Annotated in this window: 16 protein-coding genes; 5 read left to right on the top strand and 11 right to left on the bottom strand. The window is 71.4% G+C overall.

The genetic code is table 11. The features are described 5' to 3' along the window. Positions 1 to 126 precede the first annotated feature (126 nt). From RPQ07_RS31450 to RPQ07_RS31425, 6 genes are all read right to left on the bottom strand, one after another. Positions 127 to 810, bottom strand: coding sequence for a uracil-DNA glycosylase (locus RPQ07_RS31450; protein WP_313947600.1), 684 nt, complete (start codon positions 808 to 810; stop codon positions 127 to 129). A gap of 68 nt (positions 811 to 878) precedes the next feature. Further along, complete coding sequence (locus tag RPQ07_RS31445) at positions 879 to 2459, bottom strand: ABC transporter substrate-binding protein (protein ID WP_313947599.1); 1581 nt, start codon at positions 2457 to 2459, stop codon at positions 879 to 881. 116 nt (positions 2460 to 2575) lie between these two features. Then, the gene (locus RPQ07_RS31440) at positions 2576 to 3337 is read right to left on the bottom strand and encodes an SDR family oxidoreductase (protein WP_313947598.1); all 762 of its coding nucleotides are present in this window, start codon (positions 3335 to 3337) and stop codon (positions 2576 to 2578) included. A gap of 17 nt (positions 3338 to 3354) precedes the next feature. Then, complete coding sequence (fabG, locus tag RPQ07_RS31435; protein WP_313947597.1) at positions 3355 to 4116, bottom strand: 3-oxoacyl-ACP reductase FabG; 762 nt, start codon at positions 4114 to 4116, stop codon at positions 3355 to 3357. A 136-nt stretch (positions 4117 to 4252) separates the two neighbouring features. After that, the gene (locus RPQ07_RS31430; protein ID WP_313947596.1) at positions 4253 to 4636 is read right to left on the bottom strand and encodes a DUF3037 domain-containing protein; all 384 of its coding nucleotides are present in this window, start codon (positions 4634 to 4636) and stop codon (positions 4253 to 4255) included. After that, the gene (locus RPQ07_RS31425; RefSeq protein ID WP_313947595.1) at positions 4633 to 5484 is read right to left on the bottom strand and encodes a HipA family kinase; all 852 of its coding nucleotides are present in this window, start codon (positions 5482 to 5484) and stop codon (positions 4633 to 4635) included. The genes RPQ07_RS31430 and RPQ07_RS31425 overlap by 4 nt, the downstream gene beginning before the upstream one ends. Positions 5485 to 5568: 84 nt before the next feature. On the opposite strand from RPQ07_RS31425, the gene RPQ07_RS31420 reads away from it, so the two are divergent. Then, positions 5569 to 7695 carry a S9 family peptidase gene (locus RPQ07_RS31420; protein ID WP_313947594.1) on the top strand — a complete coding sequence of 709 codons (2127 nt, stop codon included), beginning with the start codon at positions 5569 to 5571 and terminating at the stop codon, positions 7693 to 7695. A gap of 94 nt (positions 7696 to 7789) precedes the next feature. Further along, a complete protein-coding gene (locus tag RPQ07_RS31415) occupies positions 7790 to 8245 on the top strand; it encodes a Rieske (2Fe-2S) protein (protein ID WP_313947593.1) in 456 nt (151 codons plus the stop codon). Positions 8246 to 8318: 73 nt separating this feature from the next. Here the strand turns inward: RPQ07_RS31415 and RPQ07_RS31410 are convergent, their stop codons facing one another. Next, positions 8319 to 8990, bottom strand: a complete 672-nt coding sequence (locus RPQ07_RS31410; RefSeq protein ID WP_313947592.1) for a cysteine hydrolase — start codon at positions 8988 to 8990, stop codon at positions 8319 to 8321. Positions 8991 to 9128: 138 nt separating this feature from the next. Here RPQ07_RS31410 and RPQ07_RS31405 point away from each other — a divergent pair, with 138 nt between their 5' ends. Then, positions 9129 to 9596, top strand: coding sequence for a pyridoxamine 5'-phosphate oxidase family protein (locus RPQ07_RS31405; RefSeq protein WP_313947591.1), 468 nt, complete (start codon positions 9129 to 9131; stop codon positions 9594 to 9596). A 62-nt stretch (positions 9597 to 9658) separates the two neighbouring features. Here the strand turns inward: RPQ07_RS31405 and RPQ07_RS31400 are convergent, their stop codons facing one another. After that, on the bottom strand, positions 9659 to 10561 hold the full coding sequence (locus tag RPQ07_RS31400; RefSeq protein WP_313947590.1) for a LysR family transcriptional regulator: 903 nt from the start codon (positions 10559 to 10561) through the stop codon (positions 9659 to 9661). A 74-nt stretch (positions 10562 to 10635) separates the two neighbouring features. Between RPQ07_RS31400 and RPQ07_RS31395 the strand changes: the two genes are divergently transcribed. After that, positions 10636 to 11760, top strand: coding sequence for a DMT family transporter (locus RPQ07_RS31395; protein WP_313947589.1), 1125 nt, complete (start codon positions 10636 to 10638; stop codon positions 11758 to 11760). On the opposite strand, the gene RPQ07_RS31390 is transcribed toward RPQ07_RS31395, so the two are convergent. After that, entirely contained in the window at positions 11751 to 13082 is a 1332-nt protein-coding gene (locus RPQ07_RS31390; RefSeq protein WP_313947588.1) for an aminotransferase class I/II-fold pyridoxal phosphate-dependent enzyme, read from the bottom strand. The genes RPQ07_RS31395 and RPQ07_RS31390 overlap by 10 nt on opposite strands. Positions 13083 to 13105: 23 nt before the next feature. On the opposite strand from RPQ07_RS31390, the gene RPQ07_RS31385 reads away from it, so the two are divergent. After that, positions 13106 to 13774, top strand: a complete 669-nt coding sequence (locus RPQ07_RS31385) for a pyridoxamine 5'-phosphate oxidase family protein (protein WP_313947587.1) — start codon at positions 13106 to 13108, stop codon at positions 13772 to 13774. A 123-nt stretch (positions 13775 to 13897) separates the two neighbouring features. Here RPQ07_RS31385 and RPQ07_RS31380 read toward each other — a convergent pair whose 3' ends face one another. Next, the gene (locus tag RPQ07_RS31380; RefSeq protein WP_413777855.1) at positions 13898 to 14872 is read right to left on the bottom strand and encodes a DMT family transporter; all 975 of its coding nucleotides are present in this window, start codon (positions 14870 to 14872) and stop codon (positions 13898 to 13900) included. 194 nt (positions 14873 to 15066) lie between these two features. Continuing rightward, positions 15067 to 16074 carry an EamA family transporter gene (locus RPQ07_RS31375; RefSeq protein ID WP_313947586.1) on the bottom strand — a complete coding sequence of 336 codons (1008 nt, stop codon included), beginning with the start codon at positions 16072 to 16074 and terminating at the stop codon, positions 15067 to 15069. Positions 16075 to 16085: the final 11 nt, after the last annotated feature.

Below are 16085 nucleotides of genomic sequence, written 5' to 3'. Positions count from 1 at the left end.
CCGACGTGCGACCGTGGCGCCGGCCGCTCGGCCTGACGCCACGATCACGACGCTAGCCGCCGCCACCGACAATGCCGCACAGGCTCGGGCAGGTGGCCCGTGCCTGTCAGCCGGGTGCGCGAACGGTCAGCCGAGGTCGGGGATACGCCAGTCGATGGGCGCGTGGCCCTGTGCGGCGACGGCCTCGTTGATCTGGGTGAACGGCCGGGATCCGAAGAACCTCTTCGCCGACAGCGGTGAGGGGTGGGCGCCCTTCACCACCACATGGCGCTGCTCGTCGATCAGCGGAAGCTTCTTCTGCGCGTAGTTCCCCCACAGGACGAACACGGCCGGGTCCGGGCGCGAGGCCACGGCGGTGATCACCGCGTCCGTCACCTTCTCCCACCCCTTGCCCTTGTGGGAGTTGGCCTCGCCGGCGCGAACGGTCAGCACCGCGTTGAGCAGCAGCACGCCCTGCTCCGCCCACGGCATCAGATAGCCGTTGTCCGGGATCGGGAGGCCCAGCTCGGCCTGCATCTCCTTGTAGATGTTCCGCAGGGAGGGCGGGGTCTTGACGCCCGGCCGCACCGAGAAGCAGAGCCCGTGGCCCTGCCCTTCGCCGTGGTACGGGTCCTGGCCGAGCACCAGCACCTTGACCCGGTCGTAGGGCGTGGCGTCCAGCGCGGCGAAGACCTCCTCGCGCGGCGGGTACACCGGGCCCCTGGCGCGCTCGTCCTCGACGAAGTCGACGAGCTCCTTGAAGTACGGCTTCTGCAGCTCGTCGCCGAGGACGCCGCGCCAGGACTCGGGCAGCATGTCGGTGTCGGTCACGTCAACAACCTCCGGGATGCGATCACTTACCGACCACAGAACCTACCCGGAGGCACTGACAACGGGTCCTACCAGCTGGCCTTGCGGTACAGCTCCCACATCTGCATGACCGTCTGCGGGTCGAGGGCGAGCTCGCCACCGCCGATCTCCTCGCTGGCGGCGACGTACAGCTTGCCCTGCCACAGCGGCAGCAGCCGGACGTCGTCGACGAGGATCTCCTGGGCCCGCTCGAACTCGGTCGTGACCGCGCCACGGTCGCTCTCCCGCCGGGAGGCGGGCAGCAGCGTGTCGGTGATCTCCTTGTTCTCGTACGGCGTGCTCAGCACGTTCTTCTCGCCGACGAACGGCGCGATGAAGTTGTCCGGGTCCGGGAAGTCCGGGAACCAGCCACGGCCGAAGACGGGGTAGGAGCCGGACTTGTAGCCCTGCTGGAACTCCTTCTCCGACTTGCCCTGGATCGTGATCTTGAACAGACCGGACGCGTCCAGCTGCCTCTTGAGCTCGCGGAACTCCAGCGCCGTCGCCGAGCCGTAACGGTCGGTGGTGTACCAGAAGGTCAGCGGCACCGGCTTGTCGATGCCGGCGTCCTCCAGGATGTCCTTGGCCTTGGCCACGCTCGGATCGCCGAAGCGGTCGAAGTACTCCGTCGTGTGGCCCGCGATGCCCTTCGGAACCATCGAGTACAGCGGCTCGGAGGTGCCCTGGTAGACCTTGTTCACCAGCGCGCCGCGGTCCACGATCTGGGCGATCGCGCGCCGCACGGGCAGCTTGCCCGCCATCGGGTCCTTGGAGTTGAAGACCAGGTAGCGGATGTCGGCGCCGACGGTCTCGACGAGCTGCAGGTGATCGTTCTCGGGGAGCTTCTGCTGGAGTTCGACGACCTCGGGCGCGGTCAGACCGCGGTAGATCGCGTCGATCTCCTTCTTCTTGAGGGACTTGACCATCACGTCGGAGTCACCGAAGTAACGGATCGTGACGGCGTCGTTCTTGCGCTTGGCGAAGCCCTCGTAGGTGTCGTTGCGGGTCAGCTCCGCCTTGTCGCCCTTGTTGTACGAGTCCAGCACGTAGGGACCGGACCCGGTCAGCCCGCCGTCCTCGCGGAGCTTGTCCGCCGGGTACTCCTTCGGCGGCACGATCGACATGGCGGGCGTGGCGAGGATGAACGGGAACGTGGCGTCCGGGGACTTCAGGCGGAAGCGCACCACACGGTCGCCGGACGTCTCGACCTTGTCGAGGGAACCGAGCAGACCGTTGGGGCCACCCTGCACATCGATCTTCTGGATCCGGTCGATCGAGTGCTTCACGGCGGCGGCGTCGAGCGTGTCACCGTTGGAGAACTTCAGCCCCGAGCGCAGCTCGCACTCGAAGACCTTGTTGGCCGGATCCATGAACTGGCACTTCTTCGCCGCATCGGGCTGCGGCGTCGTACTGCCGGTCGGGAAGCTGACGAGCGTCTGGAAGACGTTTCGGAACAACTCCCACGAACCGTCCCAGGCAGCGGCAGGATCGAGCGTCGTGGGCTCACTCGTCGTACCGACTGAAATCTTCTGCTTGCCGTCCGCTTCCGCATCGGAGAACAGACCGCATCCCGCCAGCAGAGATATGGACGCTAGGGCTGCAGCGGCCTGCAGACAGGTCCGGTAGAACACGTGCACGCTCCTCGTTCAGCCATGGGTCGGCCGACCATACCGCAGCGCCCTGCCGGGTCAACCTAAAAGCCCGGCAGGGCACTTGGTTCATTCATGAACAAAACGGTTCAGTTCGCTCAGTGCACGCCCGCATTGAGGAAGATACCGCCGTCGACGACCAGAGTCTGGCCCGTGATCCAGTCCGACTGGTCCGACGTGAGGAACGCGGCGGCACCGCCGATGTCCTCGGGCACACCGAGCCGTGCCAGCGGGTAGGCCGCGGCCGCCTCGGCCTCCCGGCCCTCGTACAGCGCCTCGGCGAACTTCGTCTTGACCACGGCGGGCGCGATCGCGTTCACCCGCACGCCGGGGGCGAACTCATGGGCCAGCTGGAGGGTCAGATTGACCATGGCCGCCTTGCTCATCCCGTACGCGCCGATGAAGGGCGAGGGCGAGATGCCGGCGACGGACGCGATGTTCACGATCGCACCGCCGTTCTCCTTCTGCCACGCCTTCCAGGTCTGCTGGGCGAAGCCGAGGGCCGAGATCACGTTGGTCTCGTAGACCTTGCGCGCGACGTTCAGATCGAGATCGGCCATCGGCCCGAAGACCGGGTTGGTGCCGGCGTTGTTCACCAGGAAGTCGACCCGGCCGAACGCCTCCATGGTGCGCTCCACCGCGGCCGCCTGGTGGGCCTCGTCGTGGGCCTTGCCCGGGACGGCGATCACCCGGTCGGCGCCGAGCTTCTCCACGGCCTCCTTGAGGGCGTCCTCGCCACGGCCGGTGATGCACACCCGGTCGCCGCGGGCGACGAGCGCCTCGGCGACTCCGTAGCCGATGCCGCGGCTCGCGCCGGTGACCAGCGCGACCTTTCCGCTGTCAGGTACTTCTGCGGTCATGTTCGTCGTCTCCCGATTCAGTTGAGCGGTCCGCCGGCGACGTACAGCACCTGGCCGGAGACGAAACCGGCGTCGTCGCCCGTGAAGAAGGCGATGGCGCCGGCGATGTCCTCGGGGTACCCCACGCGCTGGACCGGGATCTGCGTCGCTGCGGCGGCCTGGAACTCCTCGAAGCCCATGCCGACGCGCTCCGCCGTCTGGGCCGTCATCTCGGTGACGATGAACCCGGGCGCGACGGCGTTGGCGGTGATGCCGAACTTGCCGAGCTCCTTGGCGAGGGTCTTGGTGAAGCCCTGGAGACCGGCCTTGACGGCGGAGTAGTTGGCCTGGCCGCGGTTGCCGAGCGCCGAGCTGGACGACAGCGAGACGATACGGCCGAAGCCGGCGTCGACCATGTGCTTCTGGCACGCCTTGGCCATCAGGAACGCGCCCTTGAGGTGCACGTTCATGACGGTGTCCCAGTCGGACTCGCTCATCTTGAAGAGCAGGTTGTCGCGGAGCACGCCCGCGTTGTTCACGAGGATCGTCGGCGCGCCGAGCTCGGCGGCGACGCGCGCCACGGCGGCCTCCACCTGAGCGCTGTCGGAGACGTCGCAGCCGACGGCGAGCGCCGTGCCGCCCGCCGCGGTGATCTTCTCGACCGTGTCCTTGCAGGCCGCCTCGTCGAGGTCGAGTACGGCTACGGCACGGCCCTCGGCCGCCAGCCGGACCGCGGTGGCTGCGCCAATGCCGCGCGCCCCGCCGGTCACGACAGCGACGCGCTGCTCGGTGGTGGACATGCTGGTTCTCCTCGCCCTTGGATGCGGCTCATCCGGTACGTCCCGACGGATGAGCGACCGCTTAGTACCTTCAGCAGACGAGACGCTAGAAGCCATGGCACGCGGTGTCAACGGCCCACCGCGTGCGCCGGGTCACTCACCGTACGAGCAGCTCCAGCAACCGTTCGGCCTCGGCCTGCGGATCGGCGGTCAGCCCGGTGTGCACCGGGCCGGGCTGGACGACGGTCGAGCGCGGTGCGATCAGCCAGCGGAACCGGCGGCCGGCGTCGTCGCGGGACGCCTGACCCGCGTCGTCCCCGCCCCGGCAGACGCCCTCGACGGCGTGCAGAGCGGCTCGTACTCCCGTCACATCGGCATGCGGGTCCAGCGCCTTGAGCTTCACCTCGTCCAGGTGCGTACGGGCGGCGACGAAGGACCGGGCCCGGCAGTAGACCACCACGCCCGCGTTGAAGAACTCACCGCGCTCCACACGGGGCACGACCCGCAGCACCGCGTACTCGAAGACCTCACGCCCGCTCATTCGCCCGCCGCCTTCTGTGCCTTGGCCGGGTGCGGCCAGGGGGTCGGATGCCCGGTCAGCCAGCCGGGGGCCTGGGAGGGCCGGGGCTTGGAGGGCGCGGTCAGCGTGATCCGCTCGTGGATGGTGGCCGCGCGGGCGAGCAGCGGCTCGACATAGGCGCGCCGCAGGGCATCGGTGGTCTCGAAGCCGGGCTCGCCGACCAGCCACTCGTCGGGAACGTCCGCGGCGGCCTCGGTCAGCAGTTCCTCCGTCACGAGCGGTGCGAGCTCGGCAGCGGCGGCGGCGATGTCGGGCCGGAACGGCGCGAGCGCGTGGTCGGACGCGTCGTACGGCTTGGCGGCCGAGGCGGCCGCCCCGGGCCAGTTGTGGTGCCAGATCATGGTGGCTCCATGATCGATGAGCCACAGGTCCCCGTGCCACACCAGCATGTTGGGATTGCGCCACGAGCGGTCGACGTTGTTGATCAGCGCGTCGAACCAGACGACCTTGCCGGCCTCGGCCGGGTCCACCTCGTAGGCCAGCGGGTCGAAGCCGATCGAGCCCGGCAGGAAGTCCATGCCGAGGTTCAGTCCGCCGCTCGCCTTCAGCAGCTCCTGCACCTCCTGGTCGGGTTCGCCGAGGCCGATGACCGGGTCGAGCTGCATGGTGACCAGATCGGGCACGCGCAGACCGAGCCGGCGGCCCAGCCGGCCGCAGATGACCTCGGCGACCAGGGTCTTGCGGCCCTGCCCCGCGCCGGTGAACTTCATGACGTACGTGCCGAGATCGTCGGCCTCGACGATGCCGGGGAGTGAGCCGCCCTCACGCAGGGGCGTGACATAGCGGGTCGCTGTGACTTCGGGGAGCATGGCCCCACAGTACTTCGGGGCCAGGGGCAAGATCGCGAGCTTATTCGCTTGCTCCGCTCCTCCGGAACCTGAGCACGATGCCCCATGAGTGATCACGTCGAAGCCCCCGGCTTCCCCCGCCAGTTGGCCCGTACCCGCCGCTTCTCCCTCGGTGTCCCCCGGCTCTTCACCGTCTCGCCCGACGGCCTGCGTGTGCTCTTCGTCCGCGGCACGGCCGGCGACGACCCGGTGAGCCGGCTGTGGATCCACGAGGCGGGCAGGGAGCGCGTACTCGCCGATCCGGCAGCGCTCGGCGGGCGGGAGGAGGAACCCGAGGCCGAGAAGGTCCGCAGGGAACGCGCCCGGGTGACGTCCTCGGGAGTGGTGTCCTACGCGACCGACGCCGGCGGGGTACTCGTCGCCTTCGCGCTGGGCGGTGAGTTGTGGACGGTACGGACCGACGGAGGCGCACCCCGCCGGATCGCCACGGCCGGCCCGGTGGTCGATCCGCGTCCGTCGCCGGACGGCACGGCCGTCGCGTACGTCACCGGGGGTGCACTGCGTGCCGTGCGGACCGACGGATCGGAGGACCGGCTGCTCGCCGGCCCGGAGGAGCCGGAGGTGACCTGGGGCCTCGCGGACCATGTGGCGGCCGAGTCGATCGGACGGTCCCGGGGCTATTGGTGGTCACCCGGCTCGGACGCCCTGCTGGTGGCCCGGGTGGACAACTCCCGCGTCCAGCGCTGGTACATCGGCGACCCGTCCGAGCCGGCCAAGGAGCCGCGATCGGTCCGCTACCCGGCGGCGGGGACGGCGAACGCCGAGGTGTCCCTGCACATCGTGCGCCTCGACGGCACCGACCGGACCACGGCCGTACGGCTGCCGGCCGCCGCGGACGCGGAGACCCACGAGCCGGGGACCTGGACCGACACCGCCTTCGACTACGTCACCGCGGTGTCGTGGGACGCGCTCGGCCCGCTGGTGGAGGTCCAGACACGCGACCAGCGCACCGCCCAGCTGCTGGCCGTCGATCCGGAGTCGGGCGCGACCGAGGTCCTGCACACACGGCGCGATCCGGCGTGGGTTGACCTGGTGCCGGGCGCCCCCGGCCGCAGCTCGCCGGGCACTCCCATCCGCACCTTCGTCCGCCCGGACGGGACGCGGGGGCTGCGCGTCGGCGACGATGCCTCCCCGGCCGGACTGCACGTCCGCGCGGTGGTCGGCACGGTGGGCGAGCGGGTGTGGTTCACCGCGAACGAGGACCCCACCGAGGTCCATGTCTGGTGCTACGACCCGGCGTCCGGTTTCGTTCGCCTCAGCGAAGGCGCCGGTGTGCACACGGCCTGCGTCGGCGGGGACACCGTGGTCCTGGACAGCGTCACGGACGAGGGCCGCACGGTGACCGTCGTCCAAGCGGGCCGTCCGGCCGGGCGGATCGCCGTACTGGCCGAGCAACCGCTCGTCACCCCCCGGCCGGTGTTCCTCTCGCTCGGCAGGCGTGAACTGCGCAGCCGGCTCTACCTCCCCTCCTGGTACGAGCCGGGCTCGGCGCGACTGCCGGTGCTGCTCAACCCGTACGCGGGTCCCGGCATGCAGATCGTCGTCCGGGCCGGAGGGTGGTGGACGGCCGTGTCGCAGTGGTTCGCCGAGCAGGGCTTCGCGGTGCTCGTGACGGACGGCCGGGGCACGCCCGGCCGGGGCAGGGAGTGGGAGAAGGCGGTCCGGGGAGACCGGTTGACGCCCGCGCTCGACGACCAGATCGACGCCCTGCACGCGGCGGCGGAGCGGCATCCCTTCCTCGATCTGGACGCGGTCGCGATCCGTGGCTGGTCCTACGGCGGATATCTGGCGGCCGGAGCGGTGCTGCACCACCCCGAGGTGTTCCACGCCGCCGTCGCCGGCGCCGCCCCGACGGACCGGCGGCTCTACGACACGCACTGGGAGGAGCGCTTCCTCGGGCACCCCGATGTCACCCCCGAGACGTACGAGCGCAGTTCACTCGTCCCGTTCGCCCATCAGCTCAGAAGGCCGCTGCTTCTGGTGCACGGGGTGGCGGACGACAATGTGGTTCTCGCCCATATGCTGCGCTTCTCATCGGCCCTGCTCGCGGCCGGAAGGCCCCACAGTGTGCTCCCGTTGTCGGGGGCGACCCACATGGTCACGCAACAGGACCAGGCGAGCAGCCTTCTGCTGTGGGAGACCGACTTCCTGAGAAAGTCCTTGAAACTTTGAGAATCTGAACGCTGCCGAAGAGGGGCCCGTACACCATCACGAGGAACCGGCTGATGTCCGGCCGACAGGGACCGTACAGACAGAAGGAGCAGTCATGACCGGATCACAGGGGCCGTCCCGCACCATCGCACGTCGGACTGTCGTCGCCGCCGCGGGCGGAGCCGGTCTCGCCGTCGCGCTGACCGCGTGCGGAGGCTCGGACGACGGCGGGGGCTCCGTGTCCGAGCAGCCCGGCGACGGAGGGACCGGGAGCACGGGCGGCACCGGCGGCAAGGTGATCGCGACGACCGCCGACATCCCCGAGGGCGGTGGCAAGGTCGTCGGAGATGTGGTGATCACTCAGCCGAGGGCGGGCGAGTTCAAGGCGTTCTCCTCCAAGTGCACCCATCAGGGCTGTGCGGTGAAGGATGTCGCCGACGGCGTGATCACCTGTCCGTGCCACCAGAGCAAGTTCGACGCGACCGACGGCAGCGTCAAGGCGGGGCCGGCGACCACGCCGCTGCCGCCGGCCGACATCACGGTCGACGGAAACTCGATCAAGCTCGCCTGAGCAACACGGCCCGGCGGGCACGATCCGGCGGATACGACCCGGCGGGCACGATCCGGGCGGGCGCGGCCCGGCCTCAGCCCGCCTCCGACGCCGTCCGCTCCCGCCCGGTGCGGCGAGGGCGTTTCCAGCAGGCCAGCACCTCGTCGGTGGTGGCGATCGTGGCGACGAGCGCGAGCGTGTGGCGGATCATCGCGGGGGTGTAGTCGGCGGGCACCCCCGCGACGGCGTCCCGGGCCACGACGGCCGTGTAGCCCAGATTCACCGCGTCGAACACCGCGTTGGGCACGGCGATGTTCGCCGAGACGCCGACGACGATGACGGTGCGGCAGCCGAGATTGCGCAGCAGCGCGTCCACGTCCGTCCCGGCGATGGGCGACAGACCGTGCAGCCGGCGCACGACGAGGTCCTCGTCCGCGACCTCGATCGGCGGGGCGATGCGCACCGCCGATGTGCCGGAGTGCTGCTGGACGGGCAGCCGCCCGGCCGCCCGGAAGAGGCGGGCGTTGTGGTTGGCGCCGCGGCCGTCGGGACGGCGCTCCGCCACCGCGTGCAGCACCTGGACGCCCGCCTCGTGCGCTCCGGCGACGAGCCGGGCGACCTGGTGGAGTACGCCCGACGACCGTGCCTGCGCGGCGAGTTCGGGCAGGGCGCTGTGGTCGCCGACCACCCCCTGCTGGCATTCGACGGTGAGCAGCGCCGTGGTCACCGGATCGAGCTGTTCCGCGAGCTGGTCGGCACTCGGCACGGCTCCCCCTCGGGTGTCGCGGTCCGACCGACCGGGTGTCATGGGCCGGACCGGGCGCGTGACAGTAGCCTCCATTGCGCGCAGAGGGAAGAGCCCTCATGATTTCTGACACGCCGTCAGCTACAGGGAGGGGCCGCCATGGCCGTCGAACAGCGCCGGGGCCGCCGGATCATGATGAGCCCCGGTGAACTGGACGTGTTCTTGACGGAGCAGCGCACCTGTCGCGTGGCCACCGTCTCGGCCGACGGCCGCCCGCACGTCAGCGCGCTGTGGTTCGCCTGGGACGGCACATCGCTGTGGCTGTACTCCCTGACCCGCAGCCGGCGTTGGGCCGATCTGCGCCGCGATCCCCGGCTCGCCGTCGTGGTCGACGACGGCGAGGACTACGGCGAACTACGGGGCGTGGAACTCTCCGGCAGCGCGGTGTTCGTCGGCGAGGCCCCGCGGACGGGCGAGCCCTGCCCCGAACTGGACGTTCCCGAAGCCCTGTTCGCGCGGAAGAACTTCGGGCTCGACGAGATGCCCCACGACGGCAGGCACGCCTGGCTGCGGCTCACGCCCGACGCCGTCGCGTCCTGGGACTTCAGGAAGATGGCCGCTCTCTGACGCTACGGCGTGCCGAGGCTTCGGCGAGGCGGCGGTGACGGGGGCCGGCATCGAGGGCGGTGTCAGCGCTCCGACCCGGCCGCGGCCCGCAAGGCCGTCACCGCCGCCCTGATCGAGGGACGGCGGTCCGCGTCCGTGCGCCAGACCGCGTACACATGGCGCTGCATCTGCTGCCGTACGGGAACGAGCGCGACACCGTCCGGCACCGGGCCCCGGCCGAGCCGGGGCGTGACGCACACGCCGAGCCCCGCGGCGATCAGCGCGAGCTGGGTGTGGTGCTCCCCCGCACGATGTGAGATCCGCGGTTCGATACCGTGCGAGCGCAGGGTGAAGACCAGCCACTCGTGGCAGAACTCGCCCGCCGGCCAGGAGACCCACTCGTCCTCGGCGAACTCCGCGAGGTCGACCTCACTGCGGCCGGCGAGCGCGTGGTCAGCGGGCATCGCCACGTCGGGCGCGTCGTCGAGAAGATGGGCCTGGGCGAGACCGCCGGGCACGGGCAGTCGCTTGTTGCTCCAGTCGAGCACCACCGCGAGGTCGAGATCTCCCCTGATGACATGCCGAATGGCCTGCTCCGGCTCCATCTCGCGTGACTGGACGCCCAGTTCGGGATGCTGCCGGCGCAGTGTGGAGATCGCCGCGGGGAACAGTCCGCGGGCCGCCGTCGGGAAGGCGCCGATCCGGACCTCGCCGACCACCTGCCCGCGCCGCGCCTCGATGTCGGACTGGGCGAGCGCGACCTGGGAGAGGATGCGCGCGGCATGGTCGGCGAGCAGTTGGCCGGCGTCGGTGAGCCGGACACCCCGCCCGTTCTTCGCCAGCAGTTGCTGGCCCACCTCCCGCTCCAGCTTGGCCATCTGCTGGGAGACCGCGGAGGTCGTGACGTGCAGTCCGTCGGCCGCGCCGCTGACCGAGCCGTGGCGGGCCAGCGCGTCCAGGGTCCGCAGACGCTCCAGATTCAACATGTAAGCAATGCTAAGCGAATGCCACAACAAATTCTCGCTTGTTCTAAGAGGTTGTGGGGACGAAGCTGGCTGTCATGACCGCCGCCACTCCCTCCCGGACCTCCTCGGCCCCCCGCCGCGCCCCGGCCGCTCCCGGCCGGCCCCGGCTCGACTGGCGTATCCGCTTCGCCGCACTCTCCGCCGTCTGGGGTTTCAGCTTTCTGCTGATCAAGGTCGGCACCGAGGCATTCGCACCGTTCCAGGTGACCCTGGGCAGGCTCTTCTTCGGCACCGCGGTCCTTGCCGTGGCGATGTCGGTGCGCCGGGAGCGGATGCCGCGTTCGCTACGGACCTGGGGCCATCTGACGGTGGCCGCCTTCCTGCTCAACGCCCTGCCCTTCTCCCTCTTCGCCTACTCCGAGCTCACGATCCCCTCGACCCTGGCAGGCATCTGCAACGCCACCTCGCCGCTGTGGGGGATGGTCCTGTCCGTGGTCGCCCTCTCCGAGGACCGTCCGACCCGGCGCAGGGTGGCCGGGCTCGGCATCGGCTTCCTCGGTGTCCTGACCGTGCTCGGGGCGTGGCAGGGCTTCTCGGGCCTCGACGTCGGCGGTACGGCGATGGCGCTGCTCGCATCGCTGAGCTACCCGGTCGGCTGGATCTATGTGCGCCGCACCCTGGCGGGCAGCAGCCACTCCAACCTCTCCCTGATGGGCGCGCAGTTGCTTCTGGCGACGGTCCAACTCGCCGTGGTCACACCGCTGTTCACCGCGATGCCGACGTCGTTCCCGGTCGTCCCGCTGCTGGCCGTGGTCGCGCTCGGCGCACTCGGCACCGGGTTCGCCCTGCTGGTGCAGTACGGCCTGGTCCATGAGGTCGGTCCGACGACGGCCCAGATGGTCACCTACTTCATTCCGGTGATCGCCACCGCGGCGGGCGTCCTCGTACTCGGCGAGCAGCTGAGCTGGAACACTCCGGTGGGCGCCCTGATCGTGCTGGCCGGCGCGGCACTCACGCAGAGCCGGGCGAGGCCGAGGACGGCGGCGATCGCCCCCGGACCGACGACGGAGGGGGCCGCGGCCGAACCGGGGTTTGCCGGCGCACCAGTCACGGCTGCCACCACACCGGTCGCGACACCGACCGCGACACCGGCCGGGGACGCGTCCGTGCGCCCGCCCGACGCCCCCTCCGCCGCCAGGGCGCCCGCCCCTCAGCCGTAGCTGCGCGCGGGAGCCGGTCCGACCGTCGCCGCCAGCACCTCGGCCACCGCCTCGATCTCGTCCGGATCGAGGTCCGAGACGGTGATCCGTACCGCGGGCGGCGACGACATCCGGAACCGCGCGCCCGGCGCGACCGCCCACCCCGCGTGCAGCAGTCGCGCCACCGCGCCCGTCTCGTCGCCGACCGGCACCCAGACGTTCATGCCGCTGCGGCCGTACGCCTCGACACCGTGCCGCGCCAGCGCCCGTACGAGGGCGTCGCGCCGCTTCCCGTAGGACCGCGCCACCGCCGGTACGTCGACCGCGTCCGAGGTCCACAGATGGACCACCGCGCGCTGAAGGAGCCTGCTCACCCAGCCGGGCCCCAGGCCCAGCCGTCCCGAGACGCGGTCGACGGTGACGCTGTCGCCGGTCAGTGTCGCGACCCGCAGATCCGGGCCGTACGCCTTGGCCACGGAGCGCACGAACGCCCAGTGGTCCGTGACACCGGCGAGGGGATGCAGCGGCAGATCGACGATGGCGTGGCCGTGGTCGTCCTCGATGAGCAGGGTCCGGGGAAACCGGGCCAGGACGGCCCGCAGTTCGGCGGCGCGGGCCGCGCCGAGCGCGGCGCCCGTCGGGTTCTGGGCGCGGTCGGTGACGACGAGCGCCCTCGCCCCGGCCTCCAGTGCCCGCTCCACCTCGGCGGTGAGCGGACCGTCGTCATCGAGGGCCACGGGTACGGGCTTCAGCCCCAGCGCCGTCACCAGGTCCAGCAGGCTTCCCCAGCCGGGGTCCTCGACGGCGACGGCGTCACCGGGTCGCAGATGGGCGGCGAGCACCCGCTCGATGGCGTCGAGCGCCCCGGAGGTGACGGCGACCGGGCCGTCCGGCACCCCGTCGGCGTCCAGTCCGGCACGGACGAGCCGCCCGAACTCGGCGTCCACGGGCTCCAGTCCGTAGAGCCCCGGCTCGCGTTCGTTGCGGGCGGCGGCCGCGGCGAGAGCCTCACGCAGGGGCGGCAGCAGGGAGGGGTCCGGGTTCCCCTTGCTGACATCGCGCACGCCGGGAGGCGCGTCGACCCGGATGGATCCGCGCGAGGTGCTCGCCGGGCGGGGACGCACCCGGCTCCCCCGGCGGCCCGCCGTCTCGATGACCCCGCGCTCGCGCAGGGTCCGGTAGGCGGCGGCGACGGTATTCGGGTTCACCTCAAGACGGGCCGCCAACTCCCTCATGGGAGGCAGCAGTTGCCCCGGCTCCAGCCCTCCCGCACCGACCGCGCGCTCGACACTGGCGGCAATCTCCGATGCGCGCCGACCTTCGATCCGATACTCTCCTAGCACAAACGACATTATGCACTAGTGCAATGGAGATCGCAATGCCGGACGTCTACGAAGCGACGGAACGCACCGTCCCCACCCGTGCGCGGGAACGCGCCTCGTACGACCGCGAGCTGGTTCACTCCATACTCGACGAGGCCTACCTCTGCCATCTCGGCTTCGTCCGGGACGGCGCGCCCGTCGTGCTGCCGACACTCTTCGCCCGCGTCGAAGACCATGTGTACGTCCACGGCTCGACGGGGTCGCGCTCGCTGCGCATGGCGGGAGCACCCGACCCCGGCCTGCCGGTCTGTCTGACGGTCACCCATGTCGACGGGCTGGTCCTCGCCCGCTCCGCGTTCCACCACTCGATCAACTACCGCTCGGTCGTGATCCACGCGACGGCCCATCCGGTGACCGACCCGGCCGAGAAGCGTGCCGCCCTCGACGCCCTGGTCGACCAGGTCGTGCCGGGCCGCGCCGAGGACTCCCGGCCCGCCAGCCCGAAGGAGCTGGCGGCGACGGCGGTCCTGCGACTGGACCTGACGGAGGTCTCCGCGAAGGTGCGCACCGGCGGCCCGAACGACGAGCCGGAGGACGCGGATCTCCCGCACTGGACGGGAGTCCTCCCGCTGCGCACGTCGTACGGGCCCGCGATCCCCGCGGAGGACCTGGACGCGTCGATCGCGCTCCCGGAGTACATCGCCTCGCGCTGAGACGCGCATCCGGGCCCGGGCAGGCGCGGCGCCGTACCGGACGCGGGCAGGCGCGGCGCCGTACCGGGCCGGGTGGCCCGGGGGCCGGGCCGTTCGCGGCCCCCGGCCCGGCCACCCGCGACGTCAGCCCGTCGGCCTCGCCGGCCGTGTCTCGGCGACGGCCAGTCCCGCCACCGCCGCGAGCAGGAGCAGCGTGCCCACCACGGTCGCCGCCGTGAGATGTTCGCCGAGCAGCGTCACCGCGATCAGCGCCGCGCTCACCGGCTCCAGCAGCATGATCACCGACACGGTGGCCGCCCGTACGACCGCGGCTCCCGCGAAGTAGAGCGCGTACGCGAGCGCGGTCGGTACGGCGGCGACGTACGCCAGCAGCCACACGACGTGCCCCAGTTCGTCGGTGTGCGGCAGCAGGCCCTCGGCGAGGGCCATCGGCAGCAGTCCCACCGCTCCGATGCCGAACGCCCATGCCGTCGTGGCCATCGAGTCGCCGCTGCCGTCCCGGCCCAGCCATCGGGTCAGGAGCGTGATCGCCGCGTAGCCCGCCGCCGACAGCAGGGCGAGCGCGACGCCGGCCGGCCGCACCGTGCCGCCCCCACCGCCCAGGACGAGGACCGCCAGTCCGGCGAGCGCGCCGGTGACGGCGACGACACCGCCCCGGCCGAGGCGCTCGCCCATGGTCAGCCGCGCACCCACCGCGATGAGGACAGGTCCCGCGCCGAGGGTGACGACCGTGCCGACGGCCAGGCCGGTCGCCTGCACGGCCGCGAAGTACGCGCTCTGGAAGACGGTGAGTCCGATCCCCGTACCGAGGATCCGCACCAGCCGGCGCCGCCGCGGCTCGGCGGCGGCATGCGCGGCACGGGCGGCACGGCCCACCGAGCCCCGCCGGGCGCGCAGCGCGAGCGCACCCAGCAGCAGGACGAGTCCCCCGGCGCAGCGCCAGAAAGAGAGCGAAAGGGGACCGAGGTCACTCAGCCGGAAGACCAGCGAGGCGGCCGCCCCGGCGGTCCCCCAGGCGACTCCGGCGAAGACGAGATAGAGGAGGCTGCGCCCGACGGGCAGCGGGATCTGCACCGGAACGGCGGCTTGCGTGGACACGCCGACGGCGGACGTGGAGGAAAGATTCGGCACGTGACTTCTCCGTGTGAAGAACGGGATGGTGGTCGCTCGGCTCCGTCACGCGGGCAGCGACGAACCGCTCGGGGACACCCCGAGCCCGGTCTTCGTCAACGGCTGGCCGCCCGCGTTATGCGGCAGGCGGCGGAAGGACGGTCAAGTGCATGATCGCCACCTTACGTTCCGGCCCTCTCGACCGACAACCGCTCTTCCTCGGCGGCGCCGTCATCCGGCGCGACGGCGGGGACGGACCCCGAGGCCACCGGCCCGGACGGGGCCTTCGGCGCCTGGGACTGGGCGATGAACGCCCCGATCAGCACCACGGCACCGCCCACGATCTGCGGCGCCGACAGATGCTCCCGCAGGAGGACCCAGGCGAGCACGGTGGCGATGACCGCCTCCAGGCAGGCCACCACGCCCGCCACCTGCGGTGACAGCTTGCGCACCGAGACGACACCGGTGACGTACGCGAGGACGGTGGCGACGAGCACCACCCAGGCGAGCAGCAGCCCGGCGGGGACCGCGGTCCCGCCCATCGAGGCGCTGCCACCGAGCAGCGAGAAGTCCATCGACCAGGGCCGGGCGATCACGGTCAGCACGGCGGTGCCGACGAGCAGTCCGTACGCGATGACTCCCAGCGGGTCGGCGGCGTTGTCGCCGTCGCCGCCGTGGTCGGACAGGACGAAGTAGCCGACCTGGCAGCACGCGGCGCCGAGCGCCAGCAGCAGACCGAGCGCGTCGAAGGTCAGTCCCGACCAGACCTCGACGACACACGCCAGTCCGGCGACGGCGAGGACCACCCCGACGGCCGCGGCACGGGTGACGGGCCGGCGCTGCACGAAGCGGACCCAGCCGAGCACGAGGGCCGGCGCGAGATATTCGATCAGCAGCGCGACACCGACGGGGATCCGGGAGATCGCGGCGAAGTAGCACGCCTGGACGCCCGCGACGGCGAGCAGCCCGAAGCCGAGGAGGAGGGCAGGTCGCCTGCGCATGAGATCACGGTGGCGCCAGGCCACCGGCAGCATGATCAACGCCGAGCCCGCCACCCGTAGCCACACCACGTGCAGCGGGTCGAGACCCGCCTCGATCAGCGGCTTGGCCGCGACACCCGATCCACCGAACGCGAACGCCGAGCCCAGGGCGAGTCCCAGGCCGGCGTTCCTTCCCCAAGACGCCTGCATCGGCACATCAT

The organism is Streptomyces sp. AM8-1-1 (assembly GCF_032229325.1).
Lineage (GTDB): Bacteria > Actinomycetota > Actinomycetes > Streptomycetales > Streptomycetaceae > Streptomyces > Streptomyces achmelvichensis.
The sequence above is the reverse complement of the archived record's forward strand: the minus strand, read 5'-3'. Positions and strand labels throughout refer to the sequence as shown.

Coding starts and splice junctions, on each gene's coding strand:
- RPQ07_RS31440 (WP_313947598.1), bottom strand. CDS start 3,337: ATGACCGCAGAAGTACCTGACAGCGGAAAGGTCGCGCTGGTCACCGGC.
- fabG (WP_313947597.1), bottom strand. CDS start 4,116: ATGTCCACCACCGAGCAGCGCGTCGCTGTCGTGACCGGCGGGGCGCGC.
- RPQ07_RS31430 (WP_313947596.1), bottom strand. CDS start 4,636: ATGAGCGGGCGTGAGGTCTTCGAGTACGCGGTGCTGCGGGTCGTGCCC.
- RPQ07_RS31425 (WP_313947595.1), bottom strand. CDS start 5,484: ATGCTCCCCGAAGTCACAGCGACCCGCTATGTCACGCCCCTGCGTGAG.
- RPQ07_RS31420 (WP_313947594.1), top strand. CDS start 5,569: ATGAGTGATCACGTCGAAGCCCCCGGCTTCCCCCGCCAGTTGGCCCGT.
- RPQ07_RS31415 (WP_313947593.1), top strand. CDS start 7,790: ATGACCGGATCACAGGGGCCGTCCCGCACCATCGCACGTCGGACTGTC.
- RPQ07_RS31405 (WP_313947591.1), top strand. CDS start 9,129: ATGGCCGTCGAACAGCGCCGGGGCCGCCGGATCATGATGAGCCCCGGT.
- RPQ07_RS31400 (WP_313947590.1), bottom strand. CDS start 10,561: ATGTTGAATCTGGAGCGTCTGCGGACCCTGGACGCGCTGGCCCGCCAC.
- RPQ07_RS31395 (WP_313947589.1), top strand. CDS start 10,636: ATGACCGCCGCCACTCCCTCCCGGACCTCCTCGGCCCCCCGCCGCGCC.
- RPQ07_RS31385 (WP_313947587.1), top strand. CDS start 13,106: ATGGAGATCGCAATGCCGGACGTCTACGAAGCGACGGAACGCACCGTC.
- RPQ07_RS31375 (WP_313947586.1), bottom strand. CDS start 16,074: ATGCAGGCGTCTTGGGGAAGGAACGCCGGCCTGGGACTCGCCCTGGGC.